This is a genomic window from Blastopirellula marina DSM 3645, assembly GCF_000153105.1.
In the GTDB taxonomy this organism is placed as follows: Bacteria; Planctomycetota; Planctomycetia; order Pirellulales; family Pirellulaceae; genus Blastopirellula; species Blastopirellula marina.
This window is the reverse complement of the sequence record NZ_CH672377.1, coordinates 482,532-494,685: the sequence shown is the minus strand read 5'-3', so window position 1 is coordinate 494,685 and position 12,154 is coordinate 482,532. Positions and strand designations below refer to the sequence as shown.

Genomic DNA, 12,154 nt, shown 5'->3' with positions numbered 1-12,154 from the left:
GAGGCATGTTATTCGATACGTAAATAGTGCCAATAAACTGCACCGTCTCTAAGGGAGCGACCGTCAGACCTGCGGTGACGTCGCTATTCAGAAGGTAGGACGTAACTTAGAAGTCGCTTCGCAAGCAGCGGTGAAGCGCAGCAGGGATGCGGAAAGGCGAAACCCACAACGAGCGTCGTAGCGGTTATGACGATTCGAGGGCCAAGAGTCGGCCTGGAACAAAACATGGCCGCCGTAGGGAGACTACGACGGCCACGCGAATAGATAAGTTGTAATCAGGTGTGCGGTACGGAGGAGGGAGTCGCGAAGAGCCGTTGATTTGCGCGGAACCTCTGGTGATGATTTCCGCATCTGGCGAAGCGTTCAAATCACCGAAGTTGACATGCTCTAAGTGCAAGCATTGCGCCGAAATCGCCGCGCGCGACGAAAAGCCTAGTTCGAGTCGGAGACGTACAACTCGGCCCCACGTTGAGCCGCTTTTGGCCGCCGCTTGCCTATTCGTAAGGCAGCAGACGGTTGCTTTGCGCGCGGTTCGGCGAGTCAAGCCATAGAAGCCGAAAAGAAAAGCTTCTGTCCCTCGCGAAATCGATGATCGGCAAAGTTGTTCGGCGCATAAAAAAAAGCGTCGACCCAACGGGCGACGCCTGCAAGTTTCCAATTCTGTTTACTTTCGTTTTTTGGGATCGACCAAGGCGAAATCAAACCTGTTTTGTCCCGGCTCTACTTGAGCGTTGAGAGTTGTCTGGGCGTGGTACTTCTTTGGCAGATATTCGCGAATGAATTTGAATTTGCCGGTCGTTGGATCTTCGATCTGATCCTCTGTCGTAATGGCGACGGTATTGTTTCCGACCAGGGCGCCCCAAGGTTCCCCTCTGAACAGCAACGTGTAGGAGCCTGCTTCGTCGGTTCGGCCATAGGAAGGTCGCCCGATTTCGGGTTGAAAGCGAACGGTAGCGTAGGGAAGCGCCTTGCCGTTTAAGGTGACCGTTCCCCGCACTTCGCCAAACTCAAGATCTGGCTTGTTACTAAAGCAACCGAGCAGAGTGACGGCGCAGATTAGTGCAACTGCACGATAGGCCATTTCGTTGTTACTCCATCAAGTAGCTAGTTGGATGGGGAGAAGCAATCGAGTCTAGTATTGACTCAAAACTTGCCCATCTTGTCGATCAGCCAGATATCCATACGTCGCCATATCGATCGTATCGCTCAGGAAGTGAACGCTCCCATCCGCGAAGGTGAATTGACCGCCGCCTGGATGCATGCTGCGGAACCAATGCTTGAACTGCCAGTTTGGACCAGGCTCATTGATGGGATAGCCGGCCGTCGCTGAGACTTCCATCGCGCCTTTGTAACCAGCGTCATCCGTCGCCGAGGCGCTCGTTCCGGCCCAATTCGTAATGGTCACATCCGGGGTTCCTCGGACAGAATAACTTCGCTCACCGACGACCGTCGTATTGGAGAGTCCATCGACGATTTCACCAAAGCGATATCCCTTTTTTCGCGAGTTGAAGACTCCCTGGCAAAGAACTTGTACAAAGAGATCCTCATAGTAAGCGCGCGGTCCGCGACCGTTGACGCCGGGATAACTGGAGCGGCCCAAGAACACATTGCTGATTTTCTTGTCCGTCACATCGGTTGTCGCCGCATCGGAAGCGCAGAGAAACGCATTCAACGGTTTGCCGAGAACCTCCGCTCCAGCGGTCGTGGCGGCTGACTGCGTGAGCGTCAATGGGCCGACTTGCAACGCATCATGTTCATTGCCAAGTTCCAGCATCGGCAACATCAGGGCGCTCCAACCCCAAGCCGGCGCATTGTCGGTCTCTGGCTGGATGATCATCGGCGGCAGCGAGCCATGCGTGTCGTGATAGTTGTGTAGACCCAGGCCGATCTGTTTCAGATTGTTCGAGCAGCTCATCCGCCGCGCCGCTTCGCGGGCTTGTTGTACAGCCGGCAGCAACAGTGCGATCAAAACGCCGATGATGGCGATCACCACCAACAGTTCCACCAGAGTAAAGCCATTTCTGCGAGATACTTGAGACATCGCGGTTCCCTGAAAACAATTGGAATAAAATGGGACGTGGTGATTTGACAATGAACGCAACAAGTGTGCCGAAAGAGTGGAAATTCATGTTCGCGAAGAAGTGACCAGATTCCGCAATCCAACTCCATTTTTTTTTAGCAAGTGCGGAAAGCCGAAGTTCCACTGCATCGCAAATGGGCAGCTACTGTTGCACGTCGCCTCATCGGTTGTCGTTCGCTGGAGGGGGAGCCATGCGGCGTGATCGACGTTAGAAGAGCGGCAGCTGCGAATTCGGAGGCGTCGCAACACGACGAATACGAACCCCGCGCGCAAAGAAAAAGCCGCCAACTTTTATCAAGAAGGCGGCTTTGTAGCTAACGTCTCGCACTGGCGGCAAAGTTACGGCTGGGACTTCAACTCGAAGTCCTGGTTTTCAAGATCCTCCGCGACGATCAACTCAAGCGTTGAGCTTTTGTTGTAGCGGGTTGGAACAGCTTCTACGAATCTCGTGGAATCCCCTTCAATATTGGTTTTTCCACCGGGCAGTGGAACTTCCTTTTGGGCGGAGATTTCGACACGCTTAGGGCCAGGCAACGCTTTCACCTCGAAGCGTCCGTCGACGATAGCAGCTTCGACGCTGCCGACTTGGCGCGTCGGATCACGCAGCAAGATTCTTCCCGCTGCGATCGGCTGGCCATCGAGAGTCACCCTTCCGGCGACGGTATGGTAGGTCGGTCCGCTGGCGCCGCAACCGGTTAGGATCGGCGTCGCGAAAATTGCGACGAGTAGGGATAAACGTAGCATGAGCAGCACGGTTCCTTTCTGCAAATTAAAGAGCCTAACGCCGAGCGAGAGTCGAAGGCCTTCGCGGTCGAGACTAGTACTCTCCTAGCACTTCGCCGCCAGCGCGAGTGCTGAGCGCCTGCCAAGTCGAAAGATTGACCGTTTCCGCGATAAAGCGGGTCGAACCGTCGGCCAGGGTGACCATGACTCCGCCGGGGTGATAACTGCGCGAGAAGTTTTGCAATTCATGCGAAACGCCGGTCGCCGTGCATGGCGCTTTCTTGAAGGTCGTCGTTTTGCAAGAGTAGTTACGGTCCGCGACGGTGGTGTTGGGCGATTCGAGCGTCGTAAAGCCATGCGATCCCCACGCGCCGCCACCCCAATAACCGCCGCTTGCGCCCCAAGCGCCGGTCCCGGGTCGCTTGATCGTTTCGCCGTAGAGCAACGTGTTGGAAGTTCCGTCGACCGTATCACGAAATCCGAGACTTGATTTGCTAAAGAACAAACCGTCCAGCGGGTCGTAGCGATGCATTTGGTCGTCGCCGGTATTGACGACGTAGTTCCCTTGGAAGCCGGCCACCGAATTGCCGCCGGTAGCGTCACGATTGGCTTCTGAAGGACAAAGCAAGCCTTCGATCACAACTTCCTGAATCGAATCCGGCACGTTCTGGGTGTAGACTTCGGTATCCGCTTTAAACGCATCGGACAAAGCATTTTGTTCAATGAACGGCAGGATCGTCTGCATCCAGCAAATGCGACGATGCGTCGCCATTTCGGGAGGGTCGCCGATGAAGCCGAACGGAAACGATCCAAAGGTATCGTGATAGTTGTGCATCGCCAAGCCGAGCTGCTTCATATTGTTAGAGCAGGACATGCGCCGCGCCGCTTCACGGGCTTGCTGAACTGCAGGCAATAACAGCGCGATCAATACGCCGATGATGGCGATCACGACAAGAAGTTCGACAAGTGTGAATGCATATCGAGATTTCGTCAGGTTCAAGAAAGTTCTCCGGCAAGAAAAAAGGGGGGAAGACAAGTTCGTAATGCAGGCAATCGCAATCGATATGCCGTGGGGATCCTGCTGACTGAGATTGCGATATTTGCTCTCTTTCGAGCGTGAATTACTGCGGTCTGTGTCGTAAAGTTCCCCCGAATGGGAAATTAGCCGCTTGGTGATGCAGCAATCCGGCGGGGCAGGTGATCGATTTCGTGTCGTTCTCGTGAGGGGCGAACATTCCCAGCAGAGTGGAGGTTGACTGAGAGATGGGAGCGTCTCGATTACGGCTTCGTCGTTAGCGCAAAGTCTTGCGCTTCTAAGTTGGATTCCACGTTGACTTCTAAGATTGACTGGACGTTGTATCGTTCGGGGAGCGCTTCCACCAACATGGTGGTGTCGCCTTCCGCATTCGGCTTACCGCCGGGAAGCGGCACTTCTTTGAACATCGAAATCTCGACCAATTTTTCGCCCGGCAACGATTCAAGTTGGTAGGCGCCATCTTTAATACGCGCTTCCACGCTGCCTACTTCGCCAGATTTGTCACGGAACCAGATATAGCCCGATTCAATCGGCTCGCCATTAAACGTCACTCCCCCTTTTACCAAGTACTTTGGCGGGCCGGTTGGGCCGCAGCCCATCGTGACCAAGGAGGCGATCAACAGGCTAATAATGGCGTATCGTATTGTGGAACGCATTGTTTCGTATTCTTCGATTCTTCAAGATAACTCGTGATATCGTAAATGACAATGTCCAATTTCGCTCAATATTCGCCAATCACTTCGCCGCCGGCGCGCGTGCTGAGGTTCTTCCACGTTTGCAGATTGATCGTATCGGGAACGAAGCGTGTCGATCCGTCGCTCATACCCACCATGACGCCGCCGGGATGGTAGCTGCGCGCGAAGTTTTGCAACGCATTGGACGTGCTGGTCGCGATGCAGGGCGCTTTGGCGAAGTCGGTCGTCTTGCATGAATAGTTGCGATCCGAAACCGTCGTGTTGGGGGATTCGAGCGTCGTATAGCCATAGGCGCCCCAGAGTGCGCCTCCCCAATAGCCGCCGATCTCTCCCCACGCGATCGCATTGCCGGGACGCTTGACCCCTTCGCTCATCAGCATCGTGTTGGATGAGCCGTCGATCAGGTCCCGAAATCCCGTGCCAGAATTGGGATAGAAGACGCCGTCCAATGGATTGGAGCGATGCATCTGATCATCGCCGGTGCAGCCGATGTAGTTTCCCTGGAAGCTAAAGTTCTTCGCGTTTCCACCGCGCGCGTCCGCATTCGCTTCGGACGGACAGATCAAATCTTTAACGACGACTTGCTGAATGCCGGTCGATTCCGGAATGGAATGGACCTGATCCGTTTGATTGGCGAAGTACAGATCGTACAGCGGCTGCTGTTCGATGTAAGGCAAGATCACTTGAAACCAGCAGAGTCGTTTGTGCACGGTGATCGACGCCTCGGTGAGGAAACCGCACGGCAGCGTCCCGTAGGTCGCATGATAGTTGTGCATTCCCAAGCCGACCTGCTTGATGTTATTCGAGCAGGACATACGGCGGGCCGCTTCGCGCGCTTGTTGCACCGCCGGCAGCAAGAGGGCGATCAAAACGCCGATGATCGCGATAACGACCAGCAGTTCAACCAGCGTAAAACCGTTGCGGCGAGCAGAGGATGGCATAAGCGTCTCGGGATGCGTGAGGGGTTGAGTTCAATCACGCCCCTCAATAGCAAGCCGCATGCCGTGTCGCAATTTCCAATTCGCCGGCGAACTAACCCCTTGTCTGCGCAAAGAAACTACCATGTTTCGGGCCGATTGCACGAGAAATCAGCAGCGGCGCCGCAGAGAGCGGCGCCTGCGTATTTCTCTTGTTTTTCCACAAAAAAAGGGCCGCACTTTCGTGCGGCCCTTTTTCGTTTCGCAGTTGCGGCAAAGCTTGACTCGTGAAAAGTCTTGGCTTCGCCGAAACGATTAATACATGTCGTGATCGCCGCCGTGTCCGCCTTTGGCGTCCTTCTTCGGCTTTTCGGCGATCAACGCGTCGCTGGTCAGCAACAAGGTTGCGACGCTGGCCGCGTTGCCCAAGGCAGTCTTGGTGACGCGAGCCGGATCGATGACGCCCGACTTGACCAGGTCTTCGTAGACGTCGGTCAAAGCGTTGTAACCAAAGTTACCTTTGCCTTCGAGAACCTTTTCGCAGACGATGCTGCCGTCTTTGCCGGCGTTGTTCGAGATCGTCGTGATCGGAGCGCGGCAAGCGCGGATCACGATGTTGTAGCCGATCTCTTCGTCGTGGCTCAGGTCTTTCGGCTTCACTTCGGAAGAAGCGCGAAGCAGGGCGACGCCGCCGCCCGGCAAGATGCCTTCGGCCGCCGCAGCGCGAGTTGCGTGCAGCGCGTCTTCGACGCGAGCCTTCTTCTCTTTCATTTCGCTTTCGGTCGCGGCGCCGACGTTGACCTTGGCCACGCCGCCGGCCAGCTTGGCCAAGCGTTCTTCCAGCTTTTCTTTATCGTAATCGCTGGTCGACTTGTCGATTTCGCGACGAATCTGCGTGATGCGATCCTTGATGTGCTGGGTCGATCCAGCGCCTTCGATGATCGTCGTGTTGTCTTTGTCGACGATGACCTTCTTGGCGCGACCCAGTTCGGCCAGCCCAAGGCTTTCCAACTTGATGCCCAAGCTTTCAAAGATCGCGGTGCCGCCGGTCAAAATGGCGATATCTTCCATCATCGCTTTGCGACGATCGCCGTAGCCCGGAGCTTTGACCGCACAGCACTTGAAGGTGCCGCGGAGTCGGTTGATGACCAACGTCGCTAGGGCTTCGCCTTCGATGTCTTCGGCGATGATCAACAGCGGCTTGCTTTGTTGAACGACCGCTTCGAGGACCGGAACCAGGTCCTTGATGTTGGTGATCTTCTTTTCGAAGACCAACACGTAGCAGTCTTCCAGCACGCATTGCATCGTCGCCGGTTCGCTGACGAAGTAAGGCGAGAGATACCCGCGATCGAACTGCATGCCTTCGACCCATTCGACTTCGGTCGCCAGGCTTTTGCCTTCGTCGACGGTGATGACGCCGTCTTTGCCGACCTTTTCCATCGCGTCAGCAAGCAGCTGACCGATTTCGCGATCGTTGTTGGCCGCGATGCAGCCGACGTTCGCCATCTCTTCTTTCTTCTTGATCGGAATCGACATTCCGGTCAACTTGGCGGTGATGTCGGCGACCGCCTTTTCGATGCCCGCCTTCATGTGAATCGGGTTGACGCCCGAGACGACCGCACGCAGACCTTCGTTGAAGATCGCTTCGGCCATCAGGGTCGCCGTGGTGGTGCCGTCGCCGGCGACGTCGCTGGTCTTGCTGGCGACTTCGCGAACCATCGCGGCGCCCATGTTTTCATAGACGTCTTCCAGCTCGATCTCTTTGGCGACGGTGACGCCGTCCTTGGTGACGGTCGGGCTGCCGAAGCTTTTTTGCAGAATGACGTTGCGACCCTTCGGTCCCAAAGTCGTCTTTACCGCTTTGGCCAATTTGGAAACGCCGCGGCGAATCGCTTCGCGAGCTTCCTGGTCAAACGCAATCATTTTCGCCATGAAAGTTTTCTCCTGTAAGGATTTAGCTTGTTCGGTTGGGGATCCGTGCGAGCGACAAGTTAGTCAAGCAATACCGCTTGAATGTCGTCTTCGCGGATCAGGATGACTTCTTCATCGCCGAGCTTAAACGTGTCGCTGCCGGCGTAGCGGCCGAAGATGACGCGATCGCCAGGAGCGACCTGCAGCGGCGAACGATTGCCGTCGTCCAGCAAACGGCCATTTCCGACGCTGACGACAACGCCGCGCGAAGGCTTGTCTTGAGCAGCGCCCGGCAGAACGATGCCGCCGGCGGTCGTTTCTTCGCTTTCGTCACGCTTCACGACCACTCGGTCGCCAAGGGGTTGAAGACGGGGCTTGGAAGCAGTTTTCTTTTTGGTCGCGGTCGCCATTCGTCGATTTCCTCCGAGAATGATCCTGGTTTGAGGAACATAGGGGTATGCCGATGCCGGGGGCCAGGAGCGCACCGGCTGCCAATCTTGCGGAATTTCAAGATGGAACCCCTTAATAGCAACCGCTGTGCCAACCGACTGGCTCGTGTTGTAAGTCCTTATATCACCGATGATTTCGCAGCTGGGCACTTGGACGCCGACCGAATTTTACCGCTGGTCTGCCAATCTGACAGAAGTGACGAGACCCCGGTGACGGAGCGGCAAAAAGCGACGTTACCCCGTTTCGATCTGGCTCTTGTCGCGGCAAAAAACAACTTGCACGGATCTATCGTCTCCCTGATCATGCGTTGTGCCCCGGTTTATGGTTCAAATCTCTCCGTCACGAGGACTCCTCATGCAAAAAATGATTCTCCCGCTCGTTTTGTTTTGTTGTATTAGCGCAACCGCGATTGCCGTCGCCAAGAACGGCAAAGAAAAGCCCAAGCAGCCCCAAGGGACCTTTGACATCGAAATGTGCTCACTCGGCAACGGTCGATGGGACGCGATTCGCTACAACCTGGTCACCGGCGAAAGCACCCAAATGCAGGAAGGCGCCTGGGTAAAGATCGAACCCTCCAACAATCTGGAAGATCGCACCGGCGCCTACCGGGTTAAGATGACGCAGACCAACCAAGGTCGCTGCGCCGCGATTCTGTTTGATGAAGACGACGGCCAGTCTTGGCATCTGAACAATGGTCGTTGGCTGCCGATCGCCGGGCCTTAGAAATGATATTGGTTTCTCTTCTGCGAGCCCTTGGTTGGGCCCAGTCTCGCCGTGGATAGAAAGAAAAAAGGACCGCAAGTTCGTGCGGTCCTTTTCGTGAATCGGAAAGTTGTTGGGGAGTCGCTATTGCGCCAGAAAACTGGCGATCATGCCGACAACGATCGCACCTGTCCAAATTCCCATGATCTGACGGGCCTGCAGCTTGTCTGCTTTTACCCAGCCCATGACAAATGTGATTAATCCGCCGATCGCACAAAAGATGGTCACGAGACAGATGATCCCCAGCGTCGCTTCATCGTTCTGGAACATCTTGATGATCACCATGATGAAACAACCGATGCTAATAATCCCGCACACCCCCAACACGAACATCATGATTATCGCGAGCATTGAGCGTCTCCCCCCAAATTCAAAAGATGTAATACCCCTGCAACTGCCGCCCAATATATAGGGGGGAGATTCTTCGGCCTAGCGAAAAAATGAGGATTGCTCGGCAAAATTGTTGATTTGGACGATACAAATTCGGGTCGTGTGGAGTTGGGGAAACAGGGATCAATTTACGGTTTTTTCCGGTAGGCCTCGGCGGGATCGACCAGGCGCTCTCCCACCACCTGCGTGTCGGTGGTCGTGATCTGGCGGAAGAAGCAGCTTCGGTATCCTTCGTGACATGCGGCGCCTGCTTGTCGCACTTTCAGCAGCACGGTGTCGGCGTCGCAGTCGACAAAGATGCCCACGACGGTCTGCACGTGACCGCTTTCTTCTCCTTTGCGCCATAGTTTGCCGCGACTGCGGCTGAAGTAAACCGCTCGATTGGTTGCGAGCGTCTCGGCGAATGCTTCTGCATTCATCCAGGCCATCATCAGTACATCGCCGTTGTCTGCGTCTTGGGCGATGGCAGGGACCAAACCGCCTGCTTTGGCGAAATCGGGTTCTCGGGGCAAGTCGATCGGCATGGCCGCTGCGTCTTTCAGAAAAAGTGAAGGGACCAACCCAGTTTGCTGGTCAGCGACGGTGTTGGTCAAGTCGGCGGCACGAGGCCGCAGGGGCAATTGCCATACGCAATTGTCACGACCCAACTTTACCGTACGAACGGCTTAAGCACACTTGAAACGGGGAGATTGAAAAAGGTTCAGCCTTCCGCCGATCTTTTCCAATGCGGGTGCTATCACTCCGCTATTGCCTAACAGTGCCCCCGAAAGCTGACCGTCCTGGGAAAGATTCCCGGGGCAATGACGACACGATTGAAAGAGGTGAGACGTTGGATAAGTCGCTGAGCCTAATCATGCCGGTTCATAACGCCCAGCAGTGGCTGGCGCGCGACGTTGAACGTCTGCTCGACGTCCTCCCTGAAATGACCGATCGATTTGAAGTCGTCATCATCGATGATGGGTCGACTGACCACACCGAAGAAGCGGCTCAAGAGCTTTCATGCCGCTTTCCGCAAGTGAAATTGCATCGGCACGCTCGCTGCACCGGAATCGCTGCGGCGGTCGATACCGGCAGTCGCCATGCCGAAGGCGAAGTTGTGTTGATCCATGACGCCCGCAAGCCAGTGGTCGAATCCGACCTGCTGGCAATGTGGCGAATGCATCAAGAGAACGCCGCGCGGCCTGTCGCGCCGGCGCCGCAAATGCCTGCGAAGTCTGGACTTGGGCTGGATCAGGATTTGCTGGAACGACTGATGAAATGGGGCTCGGACGTCAAGAAGGAGCGTCCGGCGCATTCGCCCGACCTGATGCCGCGGCCGAATTTTCTGCGTAAAGTGAGCAACTTCGCGCTTGGCGAATAATTCCAGCAAAAAAACTAACAGCAAGATCCGCAGCGCTAGGTGTCAACTTGTGGCATCTATTTGGAAATAGCTCATTAATAATCCTTGAAATCGTGATCCGATTCCGCTAGAATTCAAAGTCGCCAAGAGGGACATCCAGGTCCATATCTTTCTAAAAGAGGCACTTTCGGATTTATTTCGTGCCTGGAAGGTTTCTCAGGCGATCCCATCACTTTCTGGGGCCGCTCTTCAAGTCTCATCAAACCTGAGCGATCCCAGAGAAATTTAGGCGTCGAGATACGCGATCACAGTCAACTCAGGACAGTTGATTTGCGTGCGCGGCGGGTTAGCGGAACAGAGTTCGATTTCCAATCTCATGGGCAATTTTTTTGCATACCGGCTTGTTCGGTATGGCGTTGCTGCGCGGTGAGGAACTTGCTTCTTTGCTTTCGCTCCCATTTCGGCGTCTACCGGAACTTAGGGAGGACAGATTATGGCAACGGTTCCCTTCGAACTGACTCGCGGTTCGTTAGCCTTTGTATCTCCACGCATTCGCGCACAGCCTTCCCGGCCGCTGCATCGAATCCGAGAGGTGCGAAAGGAACAGGGCGTATCGCTCCGCACGGCGGCTCGGCGACTTGGAATTACTTCATCGCAAGTCCGCGACGAAGAAGAGGAAACGTCTGATTTGCTTCTGAGCCAACTTTATCGTTGGAGTCAGGCGCTGGACGTTCCTGTGCAAGACTTGCTGGATGAGCCGGAGTGCGATCTATCGGCTCCGATTCGCGAGCGAGCTCAATTGGTTCGCGTCATGAAGAGCGCAAAAGCGATCCTCGAACGCGCCAAAGAGCCCAGCATTCGCATCATGGCCGAAACGCTCGTCAATCAGCTCAACGACATTATGCCGGAGCTTTCTGACGTGAACGCCTGGAACAATGTCGGTCAGCGTCGTTCGCTGGACGATTTGGGACGGACGGCCGAGCGCAGCTTCTCAGAAGAATCGGTCATTCGCTCGATGCGTGACTGAAGTCGAGAAATCAACCTTTGCGCGGCATGGTCGCTTCGCCGACCGCCGCGCTAAGCGGGAATCGCTTGGCGTTCGAACATCATTGGAGGATGGAACACTAGCCCGTTGCGCCAGCAAGGGAAAGCGGTTGGCGATCCGAACACGGATTGAAGTGGCGAACCGCATTCCCTCGCTGGCGCTGCGGGCTAGTGTTCTGTTGGTTCGAAATTGTGCAACCTCAAAAAAGCGCCAGCGAGGCAATGCGGCATCTGCCGACAAGGAGGTCGCAAACTCTCATTCAATCAACGCTTCGATCATGGCGTTCGATGATTCAAACCAGCCCCCGCAGCCAGATCCTGTGGGCTATTTGCTAACTTGGACCGTCTTCGGCACATGGCTGCCAGGCGACAAGCGAGGTTGGGTTCGGCGCAATCAGGGGGATCAATTGCCCGACGAAGTTCGAGAGCGGTACGCCGGTGCGAACATGTCTGAAGCGACGACTCTGCTTGATAATCGCCAACGAAAACTTGTCGAGGAGACGATTCGGGCACACTGTAGCCATCGAGGCTGGGAGTTGCATGCAGTAAATTGCCGAAGCAATCAATTTGCATGTCGTCGTTTCCGCAACCACGCCGCCCAAGGTGGTTCTGCAGCAACTCAAGGCGTGGACTGCGCGGAGGCTGAACGAGCTTGGCCCGAAGAGAAAGAAATGGTGGACCGAGCGTGGAAGCGGTCGGTATTTGAATTGCCAGAAGAGTTTGGAGGCGGCGGTTGTTTACGTGATTGAGGGGCAGGGGCGTGCGGGATAGCGGCGCTTTCCCTTGCTGGCGCTATTGAAGGTGCAA

14 protein-coding genes are annotated in these 12,154 nt (G+C 55.4%); 4 read left to right on the top strand and 10 right to left on the bottom strand.

All coding sequences use genetic code 11. The features are described from left to right. Positions 1-664: 664 nt before the first annotated feature. The 8 genes from DSM3645_RS21135 to DSM3645_RS21100 all read right to left on the bottom strand — a co-directional run bounded on the left by DSM3645_RS21135 (position 665) and on the right by DSM3645_RS21100 (position 7,772). Positions 665-1,081, bottom strand: a complete 417-nt coding sequence (locus DSM3645_RS21135) for a hypothetical protein (RefSeq protein WP_002654609.1) — start codon at positions 1,079-1,081, stop codon at positions 665-667. A gap of 51 nt (positions 1,082-1,132) precedes the next feature. Beyond that, positions 1,133-2,041: a DUF1559 domain-containing protein gene (locus tag DSM3645_RS21130; RefSeq protein ID WP_040352908.1), complete on the bottom strand. Its 909-nt coding sequence runs from the start codon at positions 2,039-2,041 to the stop codon at positions 1,133-1,135. A 378-nt stretch (positions 2,042-2,419) separates the two neighbouring features. Next, positions 2,420-2,824, bottom strand: coding sequence for a hypothetical protein (locus DSM3645_RS21125; RefSeq protein ID WP_002654606.1), 405 nt, complete (start codon positions 2,822-2,824; stop codon positions 2,420-2,422). Positions 2,825-2,897: 73 nt separating this feature from the next. Continuing rightward, the gene (locus tag DSM3645_RS21120) at positions 2,898-3,803 is read right to left on the bottom strand and encodes a DUF1559 domain-containing protein (RefSeq protein WP_002654605.1); all 906 of its coding nucleotides are present in this window, start codon (positions 3,801-3,803) and stop codon (positions 2,898-2,900) included. A 278-nt stretch (positions 3,804-4,081) separates the two neighbouring features. Next, entirely contained in the window at positions 4,082-4,495 is a 414-nt protein-coding gene (locus tag DSM3645_RS21115; protein WP_040352906.1) for a hypothetical protein, read from the bottom strand. Positions 4,496-4,560: 65 nt separating this feature from the next. Continuing rightward, complete coding sequence (locus DSM3645_RS21110) at positions 4,561-5,475, bottom strand: DUF1559 domain-containing protein (protein ID WP_002654603.1); 915 nt, start codon at positions 5,473-5,475, stop codon at positions 4,561-4,563. A gap of 291 nt (positions 5,476-5,766) precedes the next feature. Next, positions 5,767-7,383 carry a chaperonin GroEL gene (gene groL, locus DSM3645_RS21105; protein WP_002654601.1) on the bottom strand — a complete coding sequence of 539 codons (1,617 nt, stop codon included), beginning with the start codon at positions 7,381-7,383 and terminating at the stop codon, positions 5,767-5,769. Between the two features lie 59 nt (positions 7,384-7,442). After that, positions 7,443-7,772 (bottom strand): co-chaperone GroES, encoded by a 330-nt coding sequence (locus DSM3645_RS21100; protein WP_002654600.1) that lies wholly within the window; start codon positions 7,770-7,772, stop codon positions 7,443-7,445. Positions 7,773-8,166: 394 nt separating this feature from the next. Between DSM3645_RS21100 and DSM3645_RS21095 the strand changes: the two genes are divergently transcribed. Beyond that, on the top strand, positions 8,167-8,535 hold the full coding sequence (locus tag DSM3645_RS21095) for a hypothetical protein (protein ID WP_002654599.1): 369 nt from the start codon (positions 8,167-8,169) through the stop codon (positions 8,533-8,535). 123 nt (positions 8,536-8,658) lie between these two features. Here DSM3645_RS21095 and DSM3645_RS21090 read toward each other — a convergent pair whose 3' ends face one another. Further along, positions 8,659-8,925, bottom strand: a complete 267-nt coding sequence (locus tag DSM3645_RS21090) for a hypothetical protein (RefSeq protein WP_002654598.1) — start codon at positions 8,923-8,925, stop codon at positions 8,659-8,661. Positions 8,926-9,092: 167 nt separating this feature from the next. Further along, a complete protein-coding gene (gene hisI, locus DSM3645_RS21085; protein ID WP_040353155.1) occupies positions 9,093-9,488 on the bottom strand; it encodes a phosphoribosyl-AMP cyclohydrolase in 396 nt (131 codons plus the stop codon). A gap of 305 nt (positions 9,489-9,793) precedes the next feature. Here hisI and DSM3645_RS21080 point away from each other — a divergent pair, with 305 nt between their 5' ends. The 3 genes from DSM3645_RS21080 (at position 9,794) to DSM3645_RS31450 (ending at position 12,096) form a co-directional block, all read left to right on the top strand. After that, positions 9,794-10,324: a glycosyltransferase family 2 protein gene (locus tag DSM3645_RS21080; protein ID WP_002654596.1), complete on the top strand. Its 531-nt coding sequence runs from the start codon at positions 9,794-9,796 to the stop codon at positions 10,322-10,324. A 571-nt stretch (positions 10,325-10,895) separates the two neighbouring features. Beyond that, positions 10,896-11,330 (top strand): helix-turn-helix domain-containing protein, encoded by a 435-nt coding sequence (locus DSM3645_RS21075; protein WP_040352905.1) that lies wholly within the window; start codon positions 10,896-10,898, stop codon positions 11,328-11,330. Then, the gene (locus DSM3645_RS31450) at positions 11,323-12,096 is read left to right on the top strand and encodes a hypothetical protein (protein ID WP_002654594.1); all 774 of its coding nucleotides are present in this window, start codon (positions 11,323-11,325) and stop codon (positions 12,094-12,096) included. The genes DSM3645_RS21075 and DSM3645_RS31450 overlap by 8 nt, the downstream gene beginning before the upstream one ends. Positions 12,097-12,154 lie beyond the last annotated feature (58 nt).